The organism is Paenibacillus sp. EB106-05-06-XG162 (assembly GCF_058791655.1).
Genome location: NZ_JBYTDT010000001.1, coordinates 644,124 through 665,991, shown reverse-complemented (window position 1 = coordinate 665,991; position 21,868 = coordinate 644,124). Strand labels below are relative to the sequence as shown.

The following is a 21,868-nucleotide window of genomic DNA, read 5'->3' as shown; positions in this document are numbered from 1 at the left end:
TAAACAAAATAAAGTTCATTCTCCTCGCTCCCTTTATTAACGTTTATTCATTACAATTTGTACCCAATTTACGAATTCCAGCGATAAACGTATTAATAATCACATGCAGACTTTCATTTCGTTCAAGATCCATTCGGAACCCTCCCTTTTGTTCTAGGGAGGAAAATCCGTGCAGGATGCTGCGTAACCCGCGTGTCGCGTGAATCACTTCATCTCCTTCCAACCCATAGCTTCTTAAGAAATGAACTGCAAACATCACAATATCTGTACCCGCCCGTTCAACCTCAGGGTCACTCGGATCAGGAGCTTGGAACGTGGCTTCATATAGACCCGGATGCCTGCGAGCAAAATCGACATAAGCCTCGCCGATCGCGTGCAGCCCTTGATCCAGCTCTTTAACACTAGCATTCACTTCTAATAATGCGGCATACAGCTCATGTAAACCGTAAATCGCCATCTGCTTCCGCAACTCCTGCAAACCATCGATATGGTTATACAAGGAAGGCGGGCGAATGTTTAACTTTTGGGCCACTCGAGTCAATGTGACTTCATAAAACCCATCTTGATCAGCAATTTCAACGGCCGTCTGTACGATTGTGTTCAAATCTGCTCCGATTCTTGGGGACATTGGGTATACTCCGTTCTATGTTTGATGGTTCATATCACTTGCAAGGCGAAAACTAATACCATTTGTTTTATAATAACTAATACTATTAGTTTTTTCAACCATTATTTTCCTTAATCCCAGCTTGCTGCTATTATGATATGTACTTCTTCAACAACAGAATAAACAACACGAAAACACCCGATCTGTTCATAGACCGGGCGCTTTCACGTGACACTGTATAGACATTTTTTCAATCACGATACGAACTTACACAGCAGCAAACCGACTATAATATATCGCGCATAGCAGCCACCCCTAGCCAATAATTCTTCATGCTTTCCACTCTCCGTCCTTCATGTAAAGGATCAGGTCTGACTCGCGAATGGATGGAAAACGGTGTGCAATGACGAAGCTAGTACGGCCCGAGATCATGTTCTGAAAAGCCTTCTGGATATGGAGTGTGCATTACGAGAATAACTGAATCCAATACTTGCAGGCGTCTTCTGTCATCTCGGCCAGCATCCCTTGATTCGCTTCAATTACCTTACGGGATGCTGTATTCGAAGCGTCGCAAGTGAGCAATACTTCAGGAATGCCTTTCTCACGAGCCTCATCTAGAATCTCTCGCAATAAAATATTCCCGTAACCATTGCCTCTAGCAGACGGTCGAATGACATACCCAATATGTCCCCCGTGCTCAAGTAATCGATCATTGAGATGATGCCTTAACTTCCCGTATCCAACAGGCTTACCCTGGACATAGAGCCAATAGATCGTCTGCGGCACGTAGCCTTCCTGCAAGTTCAAGCCCTGGGCGCATTCAAAGTTTCGACGAAGTTTGGCTTGAAACTCTCCGATCTCATTGGAATATAGACTGTTCACAAATCCATTCTGACCTTCGCCAATCTCTCGAACCATCTCATAAAGTGCGTGATCCTCTACCGACTGAAGCTCTCTAAGCTCGACTTGCCGTGGATAGGGCTCCAATTGATGATCTTCGATCAGCTCAATCGTTCTTCGTTCGGCTGCGAATTGCTTGATATGCGCTTTGATATTTGGGTATAAAATAATGCCGTCCAGCTCTGCGAGCGGAATCCATCGGACCCCAGATTGATCTCCGTCAGGGCGGTCTGGAAATCTCGGGCGTGATCCTTCGATCGGAGTACATTCAAACACCAGGTACAGCGTATGGATATCGGAGCCAGAATCTTGCACGTTCAAATACGGCGCATACTCATAGACAAAGGCGATCGGCCCGACATTCGCTTCGAGCATCGTCTCTTCCATTAACTCTCGACGTACACCCTCCGTAACCGATTCTCCAGGTTCCACACCGCCTCCCGGCAGGTTATAATGAACTCCTTCTTCATCTTTATATTCAACTAACAAAATCGAATCATTATCTAGTATCAATGCTGTAGGTCGAACGCGAATCGGGTAAGACATGTCACAACGCTCCTCTTCGATTTGACTTATACGTTCCTACACATACCAATTGGGTTTAAAAACGTCAAAATCGTGATGGTCATCTAGCACTCGATTTATCTTATCCATCATCATGTCCAGCTCTTCGGGCTTCACCTTCAACACCCACACCACCGAGGCAATGAGGGTCATCGCAAGATATAATGCATACAGCTTCCAGAACAGCTCATCTGGTTCTTTCCCATCATGGTAACCTCGAATCTGACCGATCGAAAAAGGAACACTCGTCTCGCTGCAAAAGATGCCGATCTTCACAAATTCATGAACCGGGTCGCCCCAGTCGAACGCGCTAAAATCAATGACACCCTGCAGCTGCTGATCTCGCAGGATGAGATTACCCAGATGGTAGTCATCATGCTGGAACCGGTTCGGACGGTCGACCATAAGATGGATATGTTCGTCAATAAATGCCATCACTTTATCACCATTGCGCAGCCTATAGCCGCAGCTTCGGTATTGCTCCACATATCGTCTATGCTTTTTCAGCTTGCGTTCATACCAGCTTGATATGGAGGAAGGGGCTGGCATCTGCGTAATCTTCAACAATTCTTGCCCGGCTTGATAACCGATCTGAACTTGCACTTCTTCCGGGAGCTTAGGAACAACTACTTCCCCATCTTCACCCTCGATGTAAGATATAATCAAATAACTTAAGCCTAACTCTGGGATTTGGCCGATCGCAATCGGTCTAGAGCATCGAACCTCATAGGCTGCCATGTGCAGTAGCGTCTGATATTCCTTCTCCTTCCATGCATAGTCCTGAAGCGGGAACACCTTCAACAGCACTTGGTCCCCATTCGCACGACGCATCATGAATTTCTGGTCAGGCGAATAGCCTTTGTCAATGTATACGGCTTCCCGATATCCTTGAAGAGCCGGAATGTGCGATGCGATGTTCTTGATTTGATCTTGTTGATGCTGCATGATACTGCCTCCCATGTTGTTTAACGATCTCGATCTATCCGATAGACTACTTGTTCAGCACCAAAACGATGTAATTGATACTGCAAGGTCATACCCACCCGCTCCAATAGCTTACATGAAGCTTTGTTCGCTGTCTGAGTCTCTGCTACCAAGTTCGATAATTCCAGTGTGTACAGACCATAATCTATTACGCGTTCGATCACTTCCGTAGCATATCCCGCTCCCCACCACTGCGGTAACAACTCATACGAGATTTCTGTATGTATTCCATCGTGATAAGGGTCTAATGAGACCAAGCCCATAAACTCTTGATGATCAATCGTCCGAATAACAAAGTAATGTGCGCCTTGCTCGACTCTCATCATCACTTCTAGCAACTTCATTTGGAGCATATGCTCTTCATCAATTGCACCGCCAAGATACAGCCGAACTTGAGGATTCACATAGAGCTGCGCCACTTCTTCCAAATCATGCTGTTCTATCTCTGTTAATCTACATCTATTCGTTTCTATCATCTATTTCGCACCTCAGTTATGCGCCCCGCTCAACATCTCATCCACCCATGCATAACATCTCGACAAATCTTCCTCCGAGATCAGATTCAACTGATGCTCGAATTGAATTTTCACATGCGGCTGTTCTTCACGAATAATGCGTAAATAATCGGCAATCGGCGCCCATCCTTCTTCTAATTTCTGCTCAGGGAACACGGGGTAATGATAATGCAGAATTTGTGCGTCCTGATACTGAAGCGTCCACAAATGAATGATATCCGCATATTTCGCATACTTCCGGATCACCTGGCGAGCATCGAAGTTCGGATCAACTTGCTGCTGGAGGAACAGCCGGCCTGTATCGAGGCATACTCGAATTGTCGGATAGCGCTGTAATAAGGTCTCTAAGTAATCTGATTCATATAAATAAGGGCAGAGTGCATCAAATTCGAGTACAGGGGTGAAATGATATGCTTCACCGCGCTCCGTCATCCACTGAAATAGCACCTCGCTCTTATCCACCAATTCCTCCAAAGAAAATTGGCTCTGCATCACGAACTCTGCTGGATCACTGAACCGCCACGTCGACCAATTCACGCAGTCATCTAGGATAACAGGCTTCGGATAATGGAACAAAATATATGCCGGCTTCACTCGCATCACCGCTTCAAGCTCTTCTTGCACAAGCTTGTATGCATCCGCCCGTACCATATCATCTTGCGCCAAGAACAACGCATCTCTCAGCTTGGAACGCCCTGCCCGCAGCGGAAAATGGATTCCTACGTTAAACTTTCGCTCCTCTGCTTGTCGAGCCAACTTCTCCAGATCCTGATCATCCTCGAACAGACAGGCCTCCACACCCCAGAACCCCGCTCGGAAATCCCGCTCATATTTTGCCTCATCATAACTACCATATTGACCAATCATGAACCGGTTCACAATTTATCCCTCTCATCCCTCTATAGTAACAGCGCAATCGTTATCGGTAATAAGATACATGCGAACCCAAACCCTAGCATCATGCGAGTGACCCGCTTCGGTAGACGCTCTGCTTCCTCGGTATACCAACCCCTGAATTGCAAGTAATTCCGATAAAATACCATAAATAACAGCAAGTCTCCGATGAGGAACATAAAATTCCCGCCAAATCGAAAACCATCATATCCCTCACGACCTATGATCATCCTGATCACCGAATTTTCCATTTCTCCGATAATCCCCATAAAGAGCAGCAACAACACGGTCATCCTAAGAAACTCTAGCATACCTCTTATTAATGTTCTCATCAGCAACACCTCCGTCTAGATATTCTCTCCTTCCTATCAAGCTATCACTATGAACATTTTACCGATATAACCAATTTAATACAAATAGACTTTAATTGAAAAAAGCGACTGTATCGTGGAGAATATCTCCGTGATACAGTCGCTTCTTATATGCAGATTAGCTGCTTACTGGCGTCCCACTGTGTGGATTCCCCTTACCGTCTCCACGATCTGTAGGATTCACGCCTCTTCTTCGCTCCAAATCCTCCGTCACGATTCCTAGCTTCTTATCTAGCTGGTAACAGAGCATCAAGCCAATCCCTACTACTGAGGAGATCAGTGGGGCCCACAAATAATTGATCCGAATTGCATTGAGTGCCGACTCTGCTTGCTGTGCCGCATTTGGAACATAATTCGCCCAAGACAAGAGCGCTGCCGACAAGGCGCCGCCGACCCCCATCCCGACCTTAGCGCCAAAGCTCGTCGCCGCGGACAACAGACCTTGCGCACGTACGCCTGATTTCCATTCCCCATAATCTATGGTATCCGCAATCATCGCGAAGCCCATACTCATGCTGAAACCGATTGCAAGCGCGTTGATCACAAGACCCGCAAGCAGCATCGACTCGGATAGACTATAACTACCGATCAGTGCCACGGTAAACCCGATAATCATCAAGCTGGAGCCGAGAATCGACGTATTACGCTTGCCGATCCGCTTCGCCACGAAGGAGGATAATACGAGCGTAACCAGTGCCAACATATTAATGCCCATAACGAGTGAGACCATTTCCGGTTTCTTCATATTATACGTCCAGAAATAAATCGCGGACTGTGTCTGCATCGCATTAATCCCCATCTGCAGGAACCCGGAGATGAGCAGCACAACCCACGGCCAATTACCTCGAATCGCATGAGCTGACTCACGTAGAGGCAGCGGGTTATCGTGCCCGGTCGTTACCCGCTCCCTTACATTTAAGAACGTGATCAAGAAGAATATCCCACCGACTATCCCGAACAGAACCATTGTATAGAAGAATCCCTTCTGCTGATTACCGCCACCAAGCGCATTCACAATGGGAAGTGTACCAATCGATACGACCATCATCCCTACCAGAGCAAGGAACATCCGGACCGATGCCAGCTCCGTGCGTTCTTGCGGATTGCTCGTTAAGCTGGGAAGGATCGAGGTGATCGGAATGTTAATCCCGGAGTAGACGAGGCCTAACAGCGTATACGTAATGTATGCATAGACCAATTTTCCCGTATCGCCGAAGTCAGGCGTCAAGAATGTCAGCATCGCAATGACGGCAAACGGAATCCCAAGCCACAAGAAGTAAGGCCGACTTTTCCCCCACTTGCTGTTCGTCTTGTCAATAATGATACCCATAACCGGATCGGCGAACGCATCAAGCACCCGCGTAACCAAGAACAAGGTGGCGACCGCCCCCGCACTCAATCCATAGACATCTGTGTAGAAATACATCAAATAAATCGAGATCATCTGAAAAATCAAATTCGATGCCGTATCCGAAATCCCATAGCTGATTCGCTCTCCCCAACCCACTTGCTTCACCGACATGGATTTTCCCCCTTCATTAAATAAAGCGCTTACATTTTTGTTGTGAAATCATCATAATGCAATCCATCGCGCATTTATGGTATATTATCAACATTATTTGTATTTCCTTCAAATTTCCTTGTGATTCATTAATTGTAAGGGGTGCATACAGCATGGAGCCGAGACTACAAATCGAAGATATGGAATACATCTGCAAGCTGATGTTCGAGAATAATAAAATATCCACCGTCTATATCAATGCGTCGGGTGACGTAGAATTTGAATATTCTTACCCTTCTAGTGACGATCCATTTGCCCAGCATAAATTAGAGCTTTACAGCCAACTCGCTGATCCCCAGCATCCTATGCAGTTCCCGATCCTACGAACGACAAGCTTTCTTGGGAACTTCTTCGCCGTACGAATTGAACTCGAAGAGCAGCATCTCGGTACGATTATCGTAGGCCCTTCCCTCTACCAGGAGATGCACAAGGAAATGCTGGACAAGCTGGTGAATGATTATCAGCTTCCCCACATGCATAAGCAGGCGATCGCACAGTATTTCGAGCTTGCGCCTGTCTTGAACAAGATGCAGCTGCTGCATGCGAGTATGATGCTTTATTACTTGATCTATCGAAAGAAGCTCGATGTCGTTGAGGTGCTCCAGCTGAATCATGAACTTGAGCTTGCGGATGATACGATTGACAATATCGATCTCTATGTCTCGAATCGCAGACAGAACAATCATTACCATCATGATCCCGCAGTGGAACGCAATTTGTTTAACAGTGTTCGCGACGGCAATCGTGAAGCGCTATTCAAGTGCGTATCAGTGCTGCCTGAAGAACAGTTCGGAGTTCTATCGAAGAAAAGCCATCTACGAAGCAGAAAAAACCTCTCCATCATCGGCATTGCGTTAGCCACACGAGCAGCGATTGACGGGGGGCTTCACTCGGAGGTTGCGTTTACCCTCAGCGACATATACATTCAGCATATTGAAGAATTGACGGAAATGAAGCAGCTCAAAAATGTGGAGCTCGATGCCTTCCTAGAATTGACGGACCGCGTGAAGGCCTGCAAAGAACAGAGCTACACCAAGGCGGTTACCATATGCCAACATTATATTTTCAACCATTTGCATGAAGAAATCTCCCTGCAGAGACTCTCTGAATTAACCGACTTGCACTCGAGCTACCTATCCCAGTTATTCAAACGAGAAGTTGGCATATCGTTAAGTGAATATATCCAACGCAAACGCGTCGAAGAAGCCAAAGTGCTGCTGGCTTTCAGTGAATTCTCCTTATCGGATATCTGCGCGCGGCTTAATTTCTACGATCAGAGCTATTTCTCCAAGATCTTCAAGAAATATACAGACTTGACTCCGAAGCAATATCGGAACACGAAGAACCTGCCCTCTACGTAACAGCGTCCTTCAAAAAGAAATACCACCCTGAATCTCTTACGAGAGACCAGGGTGGCGATTAGCATGTGTACGATGAGCATCCCATTCTTCTTCAATCAAATCTTTATTCATCAATTCTCCGATGTAATATCCTTCTCTAGCGGCACCAATGACACCCGTAAATGAATTCTTCGCATCCCCAATAATGTAGACACCTTCGATCGCGGTATGACCGTAATCGCTCGTTGTCACGTAACCGCCCGTTTCATTCATGGGAATGCCCATTGTCGATGGGATGAGCGTAGCTTGCTTGGCTCCTGTATCGAGAAGAAATCCCCCCTTGCAGGGAATCGACTGACCGTCAATGAACACGATCTCATCCAGCTTTCCTTCATTGGATTTCATTGCAAGGATTTCCGTTTCTATCATTTTAATACGATGCGCTTCCATCTCTCTTCTCTCTTCCCCTGTGATGATTGAGGGACCATTTGTGAGCACGATCAAATCTTTACTCCAGCTATATATCGTCTTGACGAAGTGAAAGAGTCGTTCATCGTTACCCATTACGGCTAAAGGTTCATTTCTGCGTTCCCATCCATCGCAATATGGGCAGGGGAACACGGAAGTGCCGTAGACTTCTGTAAGACCCGGGATAGGTGGGAGATGATCTTTCATTCCTGTCGCAAAAATGATTTTTTTGGAGCTGAATGTGTGCCCACTTCTTGTTAAGGTGCGAAATATACCTTGCTCTTGCTGTACTTGCTCAACAACATCTTGTTCGATGTGCACGTTCGTGTACGCCTTCATTTGCGCGATAGCTATTTCTTTAAAATCAGATGGTTTCACGCCATCTCTCGTCAGATATCCATGCGATTCATAAGCCACGCTATTCCTTGCTTTGCCCTCATCGATAACAACGACTAGGCGACAAGATCGACCTAACAAGAGTGCAGCACTAAGACCAGCAGGTCCCCCACCAACAATAACGACATCCATTAACACATTGGTATCCTTCACGATTGCTTAATCTCCTTGATTCCTTTACGGCTTCTAAGACGTATATGCTATCTAGTAATACACTACTCTCTCCCTGGTTATACGTATTAAGAAGATCCGCCACCTGAGATCGTCGCTACCCGACGATCCCCGTACGTTCGACGCTCTCGACGAAATAACGCTGGAGAATCACGTAGAGCACGATAATCGGCGCAATGAATAGCAGCTCGCCTGTATTCTTAATCATATACGCATACAATCCGTCTTCGAACTGTGTCGCCGTCCACATCGTTGGCAGCATCGTGGACAAAACCTTGATCCGGGTCAAAAGTAAGGAGACATAATAGTTGTCATTCCACATCCAGACGAAGGAGAACAAGGAGACGGTGACAATCGCCGGAACGGCGTTCGGCAGCATAACCCGATAGAACGTCTGGAGTATACCGCAGCCATCCATATAAGCGGCCTCTTCCAGCTCCTTCGGTATGCCACGGAAAAATTGCCGGAAAATGAAGATGAATAGTCCGCTCTTAATGCCCATTCCCATCGCCGACTGCAGAATGAAGGGCCAGTAGCTATCCAGCAGGTTAACGCCATTGCCGCCCGTGAATAATCCGATCAGACCGCCAAAATCGAAGAATCGATAGTTCAAGTAGGTCGGTATCATTAAGGTCTGGGATGGCACCACAATCGTGAATACAGCCAGTGCGAAGAGAACCCCGCTTCCCTTGAATTTCAGCCTCGCAAAGCCAAAAGCAGCCAGCGAGCAGGAGATCACTTGCAGAACTGTTGTCATCAATGAGATCAGGAGCGAATTAAAGAACGTATCCGCATAATGCAGCGTACTCGCCGCGAACTTGAAATTATCAAGCGTGAAATGCTTCGGAAGCCATAGGACGGTTGGATCTAACATATCTACCCGGTCCTTGAAGGCAATCGAAATCTTGAAGAACAGCGGATATATGATGACGAAGCAAAGTCCTATGATGAGTATCGCCCTAACGAGGATCCAAGCCCAGTTCTGCATTTTAAGGAGCGGCTGTTTCTCACGAGCTAACCGGACATACGCTGCCCTCTTGTTCATAACCACTTGTTTCAGAACAATCCCCCCTTAATTTTTCCGCATTAGTCGTGATAGAACACTTTGGTTGACACCGCACGGACCAAGATAAGCAGGATAATGGATGTTACGATAAAATACACCCACGACATCGCTGCACTCAGACTGAAGTTAAGCGCCTTGAAGGCCGTCTCGTTAATCAACACACTCAGCTTGTTGTAGTTATACGAGTCAATCACCGTATAGACAATGTTCGTCAGAATCAGCGGACTTACCATTGGAAATGTAATTTTCCAGAAGGCTTCATAGCCCGTTGCCCCTTCGATCTTGGCTGCTTCATACAGCGATGGAGATACGGATTGGAGACCTGCTAGGAAAACAAGAATTTGCACACCGGAGTGGCTAATAATTTCATAAATCCGATTCACCGAACCTGTAATATAAGAAGTTAATTCGTTGCCGAAGCCCGATTGCAGCATCAAGGTCTCTAGCTCAGAGCTCGTAAGCCCCGTTCCATCGACGCCGCCGGTCACGGTCTGCGCCACGCTCGCCAGATCGCTGCTCTGCTCGATGGAGAGCAAATTCGTTGCAAGCAGTACCGGAAGGAAGAAAATTGCCCGAGCCAGCACCCTACCGCGGAATTTCTGATTCAGCAGGGAGGCAGCGAATAGACTAAAGATAACAATCGAAGGGATATTGACGAGCAGACTGACGATCGAATCCATCAATATCCGATTGAAGGTTGGATGCTTGTAGAAGATCTCCTGATAGAACTTCAAGCCCGCAAACTTCGTATCGAAGCCGCTGAGCGCTACCGTAAGATTATTGAAGCTGTACACGAGCGATTCGTACAATGGAATCGCGAACAAGAACACAAATCCGAGGAACCATGGAACAACGAACATCACGCCAATCCATGATTTTTTCTGTGACATCGTTAACCCTTTTCTCATCGCCCTGCACCCCCTACCAAGTAACCTTCAGCCGCTATAGTGGTACCGTTCACCAGCACGTCCGTCTGATTATAATTCACCGTTATTGATGTCCCGTTCTCATACGTCGTGCGGTACACATGATCAGCGAGCTTCTCATGATTGACGATCGCCTGCGTGCGCAGTCCTCGCATCACTTCGTTCGTCTCCCGGTAATACTGTATGGCCTCATCCAGCCAATTCGTATAACTCGCCGAATATAAATCATTAAACATCGTATTTCGCACAGCGGAAGGCTTCTCATAGAACCACTGATAGTACACATTGGAGCCGGTCTCGAGCGTCTTCAGCACGTTCGACTTATAGCTCTGGTCCGGACTCATATTGATCGGTGTCCCCGCGTAATCCATATAGCCATGCAGTACGAGTTGATAGAACGGGATTTCTTCATCCGCAATGTTGAGCTTGCTACTCTTCAGCGGCGCATCGACAATCGTCTTCACATAAGGCAAGACGTTGGCATTCCCGCCGCTAACCATTGTATGGCCAACCCGTTCCTGAATTAATTTCACACTATCCGCGATGATCGCAGCACTCTGCTGACGGTCGATCGTTCGCCCTGAAGTGACATCGGAACTCATTACATCCCCCAGATCACGCAGCGACAGACCGCCCACTTGCAGAGGTTCGTAGTCCTTCAGGAAATTCCCGACAAGGTCCGGCAGCTTCTTCGGCGACAGGAGATAGTAATCCAGATCGCCGCGACTTCCCATTACCAGATCTGTCTTGTATTGTGCAATCCCTTCCCGGAACAAGAAGCTCGCTCCGTCCCGCTTGGGCTTGAAACCATGTCCGGTTGTATACACCCGTAAGAAAGATACATCTGGATAGAGGTCGATCTTCTGTTCATGCGCATAACGGATTAAATCTTGCAACCCTGAAACTCCGCCCAGTGCTGAATCAATATCAACATCATCCGGATAATCATGATTCATTCCTCGATTGAACCAACCGGAATAACGAAGCTTGATCTGACTCACGCCTCTTTGCTTCAGCATCGCGAGCACCGACTTCGCCTGTTCGAAGCTAGTTAACGATTTCACCGATTGATACGGAATCCCGAGGAACGTGTCCCGGACCGAAATGGAGCCGACCAGATCCAGAACAAATGGCGTCTCTGCAGCAGCTTCCAGCTTGGATAGCTTCTTACTCTTCACTAGATAATCTTGATAGTACTTCGCCATGCCGACATAACTCGCCGACTCCTTCGTCAGGAAGGCATAGCGCAGCTTAATATCCCCTTGATACAGCGCTGGGAACATGGGACTATCCTTCTTCACGCTGCCTGCACGATACGTGAACGACTCCATTGGCTTCAGCAGGAACTTCGCACTGACGCGGTTGTACGTATTCACACGACCGCTGACGTCCGCATTCACGGAGGCAATAGCATCTCCCTCTTCGATGATACAGAAGAAGGCTTGATCACCTTGATTCATCCCGAATACAGGCATCCTTGATGTTTGCTTAAACTCCTTCACGACATCCTTCTCTCTTAGCGTCAGGTCCTTGCCATACATCGGCATGTCATATGGTGGAACGGATGTCTTCCCATTGTTCAAATGAATCAGTGCGCCCGATCCATCTGGAACGAACATATAGCCGGACTGATTTACACCTGCAGCACCGAACATCTCTAGCACTTGGATCGAATCAATCGGGAATTCCTTCGTATCCTTCATTTCACGTACAGGAACTTGCACCATGAAGTTCGCATCGTCCAGATAATATTCGATCGGCACAGTGAATCTGGCTGCCGCCGTGGACTTCTGTCCCCCTGCTTGGTTCTGCGAATTGTCCTTCACCGCTTCTTCGGCCGTATAGCCTACGGAATCTAGAATTGCGACGACATCTTTGACGACGTACTCCGGCATCTCTTTGCGCGTATAGACTTGCTTCGCTTCATCGAATTTGAACCGTTTCTCAATTTCGAACTTCTTTCCTTCATCGGGAATTTTATTCAAGATCATCTCGTCCATCCGTTGCTTGCTAATGATCTGCGGAATGGCTTCCATCCCTTTTTGGAAGTTGCCGAGCTGATAGACGACTTTTACCCCCTTCTCCGTCTTAAATATTTCGAACTGTTTGCGTTTGATCGCTTCAGCGAAATTATTCACGTAGAAGTTCTGACCTTTATCATTGTTATAGGCAATGGAGAATTGCGACGATAAGTTATCGCGATTGATGCCTTCTGCTTTCTTATCCGACTCACGATCGAGCGGATTCGAGTACCAGGTATGCCCACTGCGCTTATCCTTCACCGAAATCTCCGTTGTCGCAGGGTCCATATACAGCTGAAGCGCCTGCGTCTCCGCCACCAAACTAGGGCCACTAACACTGTCGCCAAATCGGGCAGGTTCGGCAGACTTCTCTGTGCTGGCCACGTTGTTCGTCGCATTCGCAGCCGTTCGCTTGGTGTCATCTCCATTGTTCATCATCCGTATCCCAAGATACCCGATGATGATGGCACTAACCAAGCCCGTTAGCAACCAGCCTACTGTTTTACGTCTCACACCGATCCCCCCTTACAACCGAACGATGATTTCGCGGTATAACGCCTCAATGAAGGTAATCATCTGCTGCACTAAGCTGAAACAGAGGAGACCCAAGAAGACGATAAACGCCATCACCAGTACGGTCAGAATTAACGTCAGTATTGTTTTGCCAATGGAATATTGATGTACCGTCATCGTCCCTATGAACAATAACCACCCGAACCATAGGTACGCAATCGAATCGAGCAGATAATAGAACGGCGTCTCATCGATCGTGATGACATTGCTGAAGATCACTTGCGGCAGGAAGATGATGACAAGCGGCAGTGTCGCATACCCGACAGCCATCACAATATCTTTGAATTTGCCTTCTCCGTCCATCAAGGTAGTGAGCGACCAATTGGAGATACAGAACAATAGGAACGGGAGCACAATAAATTTCAATTCATCGACACTATTCAACTCATCTAACTTATTGAAATTAACGATAAACCCGGAATACTGCCGCTTCAGGATCATCGTAATGACGACCAAGACAAGAATCCCTAATGCAATCCAGACCTTGCCTTTATGTTCATATTTCAATTCCCAGAAGCTGCTGAATGGACGCACCATCGTACGAAATGGCATCTTAATCACACCTGTATCGATATAATGCGCGGTCGTCGCCAGCTTCCTACGCATATACAGTCGTCCGGCAACGATCGCTGCCACAATCATGAAGAGCATCGTCATGATCGTCCCGAAATTGTCCCACATATATTCGGTACGATATCGTTTCAAGGCCTGAGAATAATACTTGCGATTATTGCCGTTCTCGAAGTATTCCATGGCCTGCTTGTTATCACCCTTCTTCAAGAGCGCCTTCCCGATCCCGATATAGGCAATGTCGAAGTTCGCATTCAGCTTGAGCACTTCTTCCCAGCTCTTCGCAGCTTGATCTTCCTTACCGTTGTAGTGCTGCTTCACGCCTTCACGAATTAACGATCCGTAGCGGGTTGGACTGAATACGACGAGGCGGTTCGTCCCCCCATCGAGCACGACCATCCGATCCCCTAACATATCCATCGCTGTCGGCTTCTGAAAATGATCAACGTTCGTTCCCGTACCGCCGAACTGATATAGCATGTTCCCGTCATTGTTATACGTAAATATGCGGTTACGCTTCGAATCCAGCGCGCTATACATCCCGCTCTCATCATAGATCACGTCGACGAAGACCGAGCTGCCTGCATTCTGAACCGTCGTCTGCTTGGCTGCATCTACTTGAATCGCGGACACATCCCCGACCGGATCGAAGTACCCCTCACGGCGTAAGATATCCTCACCGCCTGGATTAATCCGTTTGATCGGCTCTGGCGCATTCGCCTCCGACGAGACCGCATAGATGAAGCCGCGATCATCAAGATCCAAGTTGGAGAATTCCACAGGAAGGAATAATTGCATCTGACCGCTCTGTTCCTTCGTGGAGAATCGTTTCCAGAAGAGATCAATAGGGCTGAATCGCACCTTGTTCGTCCCTACATAGCCGCGGAAATTCCCCTCGATATCGAATTCCATGATCCCTTCAAAAGCCCCTTGTGCCACAACGTAAAGGCGGTTTGTCTTATCCACCGACAGCTTCAGCGGAAAGTATTGGAACTCCTTCGGAATAATACTCGATACCGGAGGACCGAAAATTTTGAGCAATTTCCCTTCGTCTGTTAGCTGAACCACACGGCTATTCTGCGTATCGGCAACATACAAGTTATTGTCTGGATCTACGAACACGCCATTCGGCTTATTGAATGTATCTTGCTTGCCTGAATGATCGAACGAGGATATCACACCGACCAACTTCCCTGACTCATCCAGGTGCACAATCCGGTTGTTGCTCGTATCGGCAATATAAATATGATTTCGTTTACTTACATACACATCTTGGGGATCATTAAAATCCCCAATCCCTAGACCCGAGCCGTACACTTCAAATTCGTTTATATATGGATAAGGCGCTGGCTCCGCTTCTCTCCAGTACGAATAGTTATAACCGTGATCTGGCACGGCCGCTTCTGCTGGCGTACTCCCCGCGAGTAACATGATGATGAGCAGCCAGACCGTTATCTTTCTGATCGCCACGCGCGCTCCTCCCTTCTATCGTTAATCTTTCATCCCCGATGTCGACATCGTCTGAATGACATTGCTCTGCGTGAAAATAAATATCGCCACGGGCACGATCATCATGATAAGGGCAGCGGCTGCCATCGGACCGGAACGGACGAAGCCACCGGATAAAATCTGACTAAATGCATAGTCCATCGTCTTGAGCTGCTCGCTGTAGATGTACGAAGCGCCTTGACTCCCTGAACCCGTCCCCCATAATCCCTTAAATGAGAAAATAATGAGCGTGAGCCATGCAGGCCGCACGATCGGCATGACGATTTTCCAAAAGATACGATATTCGCTCGCACCATCAATCTTCGCGGCTTCGAGCAGGGAATCTGGTATCTGTTCCATGAACTGCTTCATCAGGAAGAGTCCAAGCGACGTCGCGAATGCCGGGAAGATCAGTGACCAATACGTATTCAGTAAACCGATCCATGTCATCGTCAGGTATGTTGGAATCGACGTAACCTGCGATGCGAACATCAGTGATAGGACAACGAGCCCGAACAAGAAGTTCTTGCCTGGAATATTCATCTTGGCAAGCGGATACGCTGCCATCGAAGCAAGAATGACATGACCTGCCGTCCCTAGAAAGGCCACGAAAAAGGTGTTGAAGATGTACCTGGATAGCGGCACCCACGAGTTCGCGAAGATCAGGAACAAATCGTAGAAGTTATCCAATGTCGGGGTACGCACGATAAAGGTTGGCGGGAATAGGAACATCTCATCGAGCGGCTTGAGCGCCGTACTAATCATGAAGACGAATGGAACCGCCATGAACGCGCCTGCTGCAGCCAATAGAACAAAAATTGCGATATCGACTGGCATTGAACGGTTCACTTTCTTCTCTCTCCGTAACCGAATTTGGAGTTGCATGGCATCTATTCACCCACCTTCCTGAGCAGCCTCTGAATAATCATGTTCGAGCCTAACATAATCACGAACAAGATCGTCGCAATCGCACAAGCATATCCCATCTCGAACCGAATCGTACCGTAGTCGTTCAAATGCGTGACGATCGTATGCGCGGCATACTGCGGGCTGGGGAACCCAACCATGCTCGTCGCCACCTCCGCCACTGCGAAGGAGCTCGAGATTTGCATCACGGCGCCGAACAGCAATTGCGGCCGCATGGATGGCAAGGTGATGTACCACAGCTCTTGCCAACGGTTCTTCACCCCATCGATCGCACCCGCTTCAATTAAGGTCCGGTCCATACTCTGCAAACCCGCGATGAACGCGAGGAAGGCTGTACCCAGACTGAGCCAGAGCTGAACGATCATAATGATGACGAGCATGTATTTCGGATCTTGCAGCCATTGAATCGGTTCGAGAATGAAGCCCCACTTCATCAAGAAGGCATTTACATACCCGAAGGAATCACCGGAAAAAGCGACCTGCCAGATCAAATACACATTCCCCGAAATCGAGGGTGCATAGAACAGAAGCGTTACGAGGGCGCGAATTTTCGGCGATAATTCATTAATCAGCCAGGCCAGCATGAAGCAAGCAATATAACTAATCGGCCCTGTTATGAGCGCGAATAACAACGTATTTTTCAGTGCCACGAGGAAGATCTCGTCTTTCAGGAACAGCGTCGCATAGTTCTCCCAGCCCACCCATTTCGGTGACTCGAGCACGTTGTAATAGGTGAAGCTCAGGGCAAATGCCATCACGACGGGGAAAGCAGTAAAAATGAAGAATAAGATAAAATAAGGCGCGAGCAGCACATACCCTTGCTTCTGCTGCTTCATCGTTTTCCAGAGCTCAGCGTATTTGCCAGGTTGCCTCCGAGGAACAGGCGACGGAACAACGCGGCCGGGTTCAGGTAAGCTAGTGTTTAGTTCAACCGGATTAGGCACCTCGATCACCTCTCTTTCTAGTCGTTCGACAACCCAAACTCTCGTTGTTTTTTCTTCATTTCGTCGTTAATTAAGCGTGTATAATTGTCGAGCGCTTCACGCGGATCATCATTGGAGATCACGACACTACGGAAGGCATTGTCCAGATGTCGACCTGTGAAATAGCCGCCGGGTACTTCAGGAACGCCTCTCGTCCACTTCCATTGTTCCATGAGTGTCTTATAGTCCTTCACTTGCCATGGAAGCTGCGCCACAGCGACTTTGTTCCCGGTCTGAAGACGTCCCCCGATGCCGAACATTGCTTCCATCTGCTTGCCGTACCATGCCTGCGTATTCGAGCTCGCCCACCATTTCATGAATTGCCATGCTTCTTGCTTGTGTTTACTGCTCTTCAACATGACCGTACCGTTACCGGCTGAAGGAACATCACGGCGAATCGTACCGTCTGGCATTGCTGTACCTGGCGTCAGCGTGAAATCCCACAGCCCTTTTAATTCCGGCGCGATAACATTCACGAGATTGACCTTCGGATAATCGGCAATACCAATCGGCATTTCACCGCTGCGGAACCGGTTCGTGAAATCCGTTGACAACGGCAATTTGTATGTCGTATAGAGCTCCGTCCACTGCATAAATGATTTCATCGCAATTTCGGAATCTAGCGCACTGGTCTTTTTATCTTCGGAATATAGGCTACCGCCTTCTTGATACAGCATCATCCCGAACGTCGGATTCAGCGGCAAGCTTCCGCTCTCCTGAACGTTCGATCCCGTCTTAACGAGTACTTGAATCGGGAATCCGAAGATCAGATTGTGCTTCTGCAGCTCTGGCACCATCGCATAGACATCATCCCATGTCTGCGGTACCTTCATATTCAGCTCATCCAATATATCTTTGCGGTAGAAGAGCACCGGGAAATATTCATCCATCGGCAGCGCATAGACACCGCCATTGAATTCGAATGGAACAAAGGAGCTATCGCTATACTCCTTCTTCACTTCGTTGAATCCTGGGTACTTCGATAAATCTTCAACGCCGCCACGCAGCGCGTAGTTGAGCGGCTTCTCATTCGATACCTGGAAGGCCACATCCGGTCCACGTCCCGCGAGCATCGCCTGCAGCAATACCGATTCCGTTACCACTTGAAGATCCACACCAATGCCTGTATCCGGCGTAAAGGTTTCTTCGATCATTCGTTTCAATACTTTCGCTTGATCAAGACCTAAGGTGATCCATACTTTGATTTTCTTGCCTTCTTGGCCATGCGTTGACCCGAGCTCATTGTAATCGGTAAAGAAAGATAACGAGAACGTCCCGACTTGATGCTTGATGTTCTGCCACATGGTCGCGCTCGGACTAGGCATTTCTTGATTCGGCGAGGCCACGACCAAATAATCGATGGATAGCGGCATAAAGTTAATCGAATAGATCCATGAACCGAGTGAGCTAATGTTCGATTTGAACGTCTCTAGCCTTTGAGCGATAGTGCCTGGATTCTCCGCCATATCCCGCAGCTGCACCACGATCCGATTCAGGGTTGCCGTACGATCACTACCGCCGCCTGTTGATTTCTCAATTTGCTGTGAAATCGTACGGATGATATTCGCTTGTCTGCGGAACGAGTCAATCATCTCGGGCAGCTTCTTATCCAACTGATAATCGCGATATTCATCTGGAACGGTGCCTGTAATCATGACAATGCGGCGATATAAGGTGTTCAATTCGAGAACGCTAGATTCAATCGTTCGCAGGTAGACCGCCATCTCTCCCAGCGTGACATCCATCCGGATTTGATGCTTGCCTTTCGTCAGATAGAACAAGTAAGGCGACTTGCCATCCCCGATCTCTTGCATTTCCCAATTCGTCGAGAAATTAAAAGCCATATTCTCCACTTCAGCGAAAGGCACCTTGCCGTCAACAAGCAGCTTCCGATAGGACGTCACACCGCGCTGCATGCTTTGGTTATATTTCACGCCGATCTTATACAATCCATCTGAGGGTGCTTTCACGTCCCAGGATATCCATTGCCCCGCTTCCGACCAGTTGAAGGAACCAATCGTATTTAAGCGAATTTTGGACATGCTGTACGGTTCGTTGGCCGGGCTGCGATCCATCATCGGAACCAACATCGAGCTTGATTTGAGCCCTGCCTTCTCGCCTTGGATTTTGATCATCGCGTCCTTCGCTTCCTGAAATCCTTTCTGTTTGTAGCTGTCTGCTACTTCTTGATAAGATGGCACTTTATCCGGCTGGCGCAGCTTTATATAATCAATCATCATCGGCTCTTTCGCGGAGACGAGTGATATGACGTGTTTTCCTCTGGAAAAATAAAATGAATACGGTTCTCCATACCGCCCATCCGAGCTGTCGATGAGCACTTCTTGCCAAGCGGGCACTTCGACCTGTGCAGTGTACAAGTCGTTATCGTTCTCATCCCGAACCGTCTCGCCCGCATCCTTCCATAGCCTGCGGAATACGAGATTCTTACTCTCTGCAAACGGATGCTTACCGTCAATCATAAACTCCCGATCCATATCCGAGCCTTTGCCTTCCATTGCTTGATAACGAACCGCTACTTGATATAGACCTTCCTCCGGCACATCGATGTCCCACGAGACAGTCCCCGATTCACCGGTTTGGATCACTTTTCCCGTTGCGCCATCGATCCCATCCACGACTGATAGGCTCATACCCTCAGCTTTCGAGTACGATTCGCCTCTAACGATCAGCTCCCGTTCTGGTCTAGGTGTTTGCGCGTACTTCGCAATATATTGGTCATAGCCATCTTTACTCGTAGATCCTAGCTTGATCTCTGACTCGACTTCGGCTGAATTTCCCTGTGCATAATTCACCGGCGCAAGCTGTAACGGCTGCGGAGAAGCGATGCATATCGCAGTGAGCAGGGCAATGATCGCGATTCGATATTTATTCTTCCGCATCAATAAGGCTCCCCTCCTATGTAATGGAAGTACCCCTAGCAGCGGTCTGCTTCGGGGTACTCGATTACATCATTTACAAGAAATGTTTACTTCTTCGTCGTTACATCCATCGCGGCTTGCGCCATCGGTTTAACCCGCTGAATCGCTTGTGCAGGAGATTCTTTACCGCTAGCGATGTTCTTAAATGCTTCCTCTACCACATCCGAGAGACCGACGTAAGCTTTATAGTTGATGACCTTGTACGTGCTGTCGAACATTTTCTTCATCGTATCGAGGGATTCTTTGTTCTTCATGTTTGGTTCTTCTTTTTGCAGCTGAATTTGTTTGCCCTTCTCGACATCGAATTCATAGAGTTCGCTCCATGCTGCTAGAACGGCCTTGGCATTCTTCACGCCGGATGGAACATACCATAGGTTCATCTTGTCATATGGGGTTACATAGGCCGTAGCTTTCGGACCTTTCGGGAAGAACACATAGCCGATATCGTTCGGTTTGTCTTTGACATAACCGAGGTTATCCCAGCGGTAACCGTTAACGAAGGCTTCTTCACCGCTGCCGAATTTCTGTTCGGAGTCTACGACTTTATGGACATTGTACAGATCACTGAAGAATTGGATGGCTTCCATCGCATTCGGCTCATCCATCGTAATTTTGTTCGTTGCATCATCTTCGATTTGACCTTCGTTCGTTGCGATCAATGAGAATGCCAAGAGCTGCGGGCTATCCACGTAGAGCGGCTTCTTGCCGTTCGCTTTGACCTTTTTCAAAATGTCGAGGAACTTATCCCACGTCCATTCGCCTTTTTCTTGCAATTCGTAAGGATCTGGCAGACCCATCTTCGTCAACATCGTTTTGTCATAATACAAACCGTGGCTTTCAGTGTACGGCAGCGTTACGCCATATTGCTTGCCTTGGTATTTACCATTCGATAGTGTTACTGGGTTTTTCCCGAACGCCGGGTTATTCAGGTCAATCTTGTCGTCGATCGCTTGCACGTATCCTTCAATAACCAATTTCGGGAACGCTTCGCGAAGCGGAATCATGACGATATCAGCGAATGGTTCGCCTGCTACGGAAGATGTGATCAGACGCGCATTTGTATCTTCAACCGTCACATACTCAATTTTCGTATTGTATTTCTCTTCAACCTTCTTCTGTCTTTCCTTCTCTTCATCATTCAAGTAGGCGTCCATCCCCCACCATTGGCCGATACGAAGCGGTTTGCCGCCGAAATCCATGCTTTCCTCTTCTTTAGGCTCTTCTTTCGCGGGTTCGGTTGTCGTTGTCGTCGGTTCCGTTGTACCTGCTGCAGCTTCTGTCTGTTTCGCCCCTTCAGCGGGCTTCTCCGTAGCGTTGTTACCGCTCGAACACCCGACAATCGAGATCACCATCGTCAAAATGAGTATCATGGTCCATGCTTTAAATTTGTTCAATTCATTTCCCCCTCGTTTTGATGTTAGATTTACAAAAGCTTAACACTTTGTAATCGCTTACAATTTGTTTGTATTTACTATAGAACAATTTGCGACAATGTTGTATTCACTTATTCTCGTTGTTTTCCTACATAGGAAGCCACAAAAAAACAGGGAAAACAACTTTCCCTGTTACGAAATCTAATATCCGTCCATAGTTATCCTAAGATT

Annotated in this window: 17 protein-coding genes and 1 pseudogene; 1 reads left to right on the top strand and 17 read right to left on the bottom strand. The window is 47.7% G+C overall.

Features of this window, described 5'->3' with window-relative positions; all coding sequences use genetic code 11:
* Positions 1–43 precede the first annotated feature (43 nt).
* From AC3WU2_RS02760 to AC3WU2_RS02725, 8 genes and pseudogenes are all read right to left on the bottom strand, one after another.
* Positions 44–628, bottom strand: coding sequence for a TetR/AcrR family transcriptional regulator (locus tag AC3WU2_RS02760; protein ID WP_492451052.1), 585 nt, complete (start codon positions 626–628; stop codon positions 44–46).
* 233 nt (positions 629–861) lie between these two features.
* A pseudogene (locus tag AC3WU2_RS02755) lies at positions 862–1,060 on the bottom strand (hypothetical protein); the annotation flags it as partial.
* 12 nt (positions 1,061–1,072) lie between these two features.
* Positions 1,073–2,053, bottom strand: coding sequence for a GNAT family N-acetyltransferase (locus AC3WU2_RS02750; protein WP_492451050.1), 981 nt, complete (start codon positions 2,051–2,053; stop codon positions 1,073–1,075).
* Positions 2,054–2,089: 36 nt separating this feature from the next.
* Positions 2,090–3,016: an aminoglycoside phosphotransferase family protein gene (locus AC3WU2_RS02745; RefSeq protein ID WP_492451047.1), complete on the bottom strand. Its 927-nt coding sequence runs from the start codon at positions 3,014–3,016 to the stop codon at positions 2,090–2,092.
* Positions 3,017–3,036: 20 nt separating this feature from the next.
* Complete coding sequence (locus AC3WU2_RS02740) at positions 3,037–3,531, bottom strand: GNAT family N-acetyltransferase (RefSeq protein ID WP_492451045.1); 495 nt, start codon at positions 3,529–3,531, stop codon at positions 3,037–3,039.
* A gap of 12 nt (positions 3,532–3,543) precedes the next feature.
* Positions 3,544–4,449, bottom strand: a complete 906-nt coding sequence (locus tag AC3WU2_RS02735; protein ID WP_492451043.1) for a sugar phosphate isomerase/epimerase — start codon at positions 4,447–4,449, stop codon at positions 3,544–3,546.
* Positions 4,450–4,469: 20 nt separating this feature from the next.
* Positions 4,470–4,796, bottom strand: a complete 327-nt coding sequence (locus AC3WU2_RS02730; RefSeq protein ID WP_492451041.1) for a hypothetical protein — start codon at positions 4,794–4,796, stop codon at positions 4,470–4,472.
* Between the two features lie 157 nt (positions 4,797–4,953).
* On the bottom strand, positions 4,954–6,357 hold the full coding sequence (locus AC3WU2_RS02725; protein ID WP_492451038.1) for a glycoside-pentoside-hexuronide (GPH):cation symporter: 1,404 nt from the start codon (positions 6,355–6,357) through the stop codon (positions 4,954–4,956).
* Positions 6,358–6,509: 152 nt separating this feature from the next.
* Between AC3WU2_RS02725 and AC3WU2_RS02720 the strand changes: the two genes are divergently transcribed.
* A complete protein-coding gene (locus AC3WU2_RS02720; RefSeq protein ID WP_492451036.1) occupies positions 6,510–7,757 on the top strand; it encodes an AraC family transcriptional regulator in 1,248 nt (415 codons plus the stop codon).
* Between the two features lie 36 nt (positions 7,758–7,793).
* On the opposite strand, the gene AC3WU2_RS02715 is transcribed toward AC3WU2_RS02720, so the two are convergent.
* From AC3WU2_RS02715 to AC3WU2_RS02675, 9 genes are all read right to left on the bottom strand, one after another.
* Positions 7,794–8,753: an NAD(P)/FAD-dependent oxidoreductase gene (locus AC3WU2_RS02715; protein WP_492451034.1), complete on the bottom strand. Its 960-nt coding sequence runs from the start codon at positions 8,751–8,753 to the stop codon at positions 7,794–7,796.
* Positions 8,754–8,868: 115 nt separating this feature from the next.
* Positions 8,869–9,816: a carbohydrate ABC transporter permease gene (locus AC3WU2_RS02710; RefSeq protein ID WP_492451032.1), complete on the bottom strand. Its 948-nt coding sequence runs from the start codon at positions 9,814–9,816 to the stop codon at positions 8,869–8,871.
* Positions 9,817–9,857: 41 nt separating this feature from the next.
* Entirely contained in the window at positions 9,858–10,745 is an 888-nt protein-coding gene (locus AC3WU2_RS02705; protein WP_492451030.1) for a carbohydrate ABC transporter permease, read from the bottom strand.
* Positions 10,742–13,297, bottom strand: coding sequence for a DUF5696 domain-containing protein (locus tag AC3WU2_RS02700; protein WP_492451028.1), 2,556 nt, complete (start codon positions 13,295–13,297; stop codon positions 10,742–10,744). The genes AC3WU2_RS02705 and AC3WU2_RS02700 overlap by 4 nt, the downstream gene beginning before the upstream one ends.
* Before the next feature lie 12 nt (positions 13,298–13,309).
* A complete protein-coding gene (locus tag AC3WU2_RS02695) occupies positions 13,310–15,397 on the bottom strand; it encodes a YIP1 family protein (RefSeq protein WP_492451026.1) in 2,088 nt (695 codons plus the stop codon).
* A 21-nt stretch (positions 15,398–15,418) separates the two neighbouring features.
* Positions 15,419–16,300, bottom strand: a complete 882-nt coding sequence (locus tag AC3WU2_RS02690) for a carbohydrate ABC transporter permease (RefSeq protein WP_018756469.1) — start codon at positions 16,298–16,300, stop codon at positions 15,419–15,421.
* A gap of 5 nt (positions 16,301–16,305) precedes the next feature.
* Entirely contained in the window at positions 16,306–17,286 is a 981-nt protein-coding gene (locus AC3WU2_RS02685) for a carbohydrate ABC transporter permease (RefSeq protein WP_018756470.1), read from the bottom strand.
* 17 nt (positions 17,287–17,303) lie between these two features.
* Positions 17,304–20,225 (bottom strand): extracellular solute-binding protein, encoded by a 2,922-nt coding sequence (locus tag AC3WU2_RS02680; protein ID WP_492451023.1) that lies wholly within the window; start codon positions 20,223–20,225, stop codon positions 17,304–17,306.
* A gap of 86 nt (positions 20,226–20,311) precedes the next feature.
* Positions 20,312–21,658, bottom strand: a complete 1,347-nt coding sequence (locus tag AC3WU2_RS02675; RefSeq protein WP_492451021.1) for an ABC transporter substrate-binding protein — start codon at positions 21,656–21,658, stop codon at positions 20,312–20,314.
* Positions 21,659–21,868: the final 210 nt, after the last annotated feature.

Excerpts from the sequence above, each read along its gene's own strand:
- AC3WU2_RS02760 (WP_492451052.1), bottom strand. The coding sequence starts at position 628 with ATGTCCCCAAGAATCGGAGCAGATTTGAACACAATCGTACAGACGGCC.
- AC3WU2_RS02750 (WP_492451050.1), bottom strand. The coding sequence starts at position 2,053 with ATGTCTTACCCGATTCGCGTTCGACCTACAGCATTGATACTAGATAAT.
- AC3WU2_RS02745 (WP_492451047.1), bottom strand. The coding sequence starts at position 3,016 with ATGCAGCATCAACAAGATCAAATCAAGAACATCGCATCGCACATTCCG.
- AC3WU2_RS02740 (WP_492451045.1), bottom strand. The coding sequence starts at position 3,531 with ATGATAGAAACGAATAGATGTAGATTAACAGAGATAGAACAGCATGAT.
- AC3WU2_RS02730 (WP_492451041.1), bottom strand. The coding sequence starts at position 4,796 with ATGAGAACATTAATAAGAGGTATGCTAGAGTTTCTTAGGATGACCGTG.
- AC3WU2_RS02725 (WP_492451038.1), bottom strand. The coding sequence starts at position 6,357 with ATGTCGGTGAAGCAAGTGGGTTGGGGAGAGCGAATCAGCTATGGGATT.
- AC3WU2_RS02720 (WP_492451036.1), top strand. The coding sequence starts at position 6,510 with ATGGAGCCGAGACTACAAATCGAAGATATGGAATACATCTGCAAGCTG.
- AC3WU2_RS02710 (WP_492451032.1), bottom strand. The coding sequence starts at position 9,816 with ATGAACAAGAGGGCAGCGTATGTCCGGTTAGCTCGTGAGAAACAGCCG.
- AC3WU2_RS02705 (WP_492451030.1), bottom strand. The coding sequence starts at position 10,745 with ATGAGAAAAGGGTTAACGATGTCACAGAAAAAATCATGGATTGGCGTG.
- AC3WU2_RS02690 (WP_018756469.1), bottom strand. The coding sequence starts at position 16,300 with ATGCAACTCCAAATTCGGTTACGGAGAGAGAAGAAAGTGAACCGTTCA.
- AC3WU2_RS02680 (WP_492451023.1), bottom strand. The coding sequence starts at position 20,225 with ATGCGGAAGAATAAATATCGAATCGCGATCATTGCCCTGCTCACTGCG.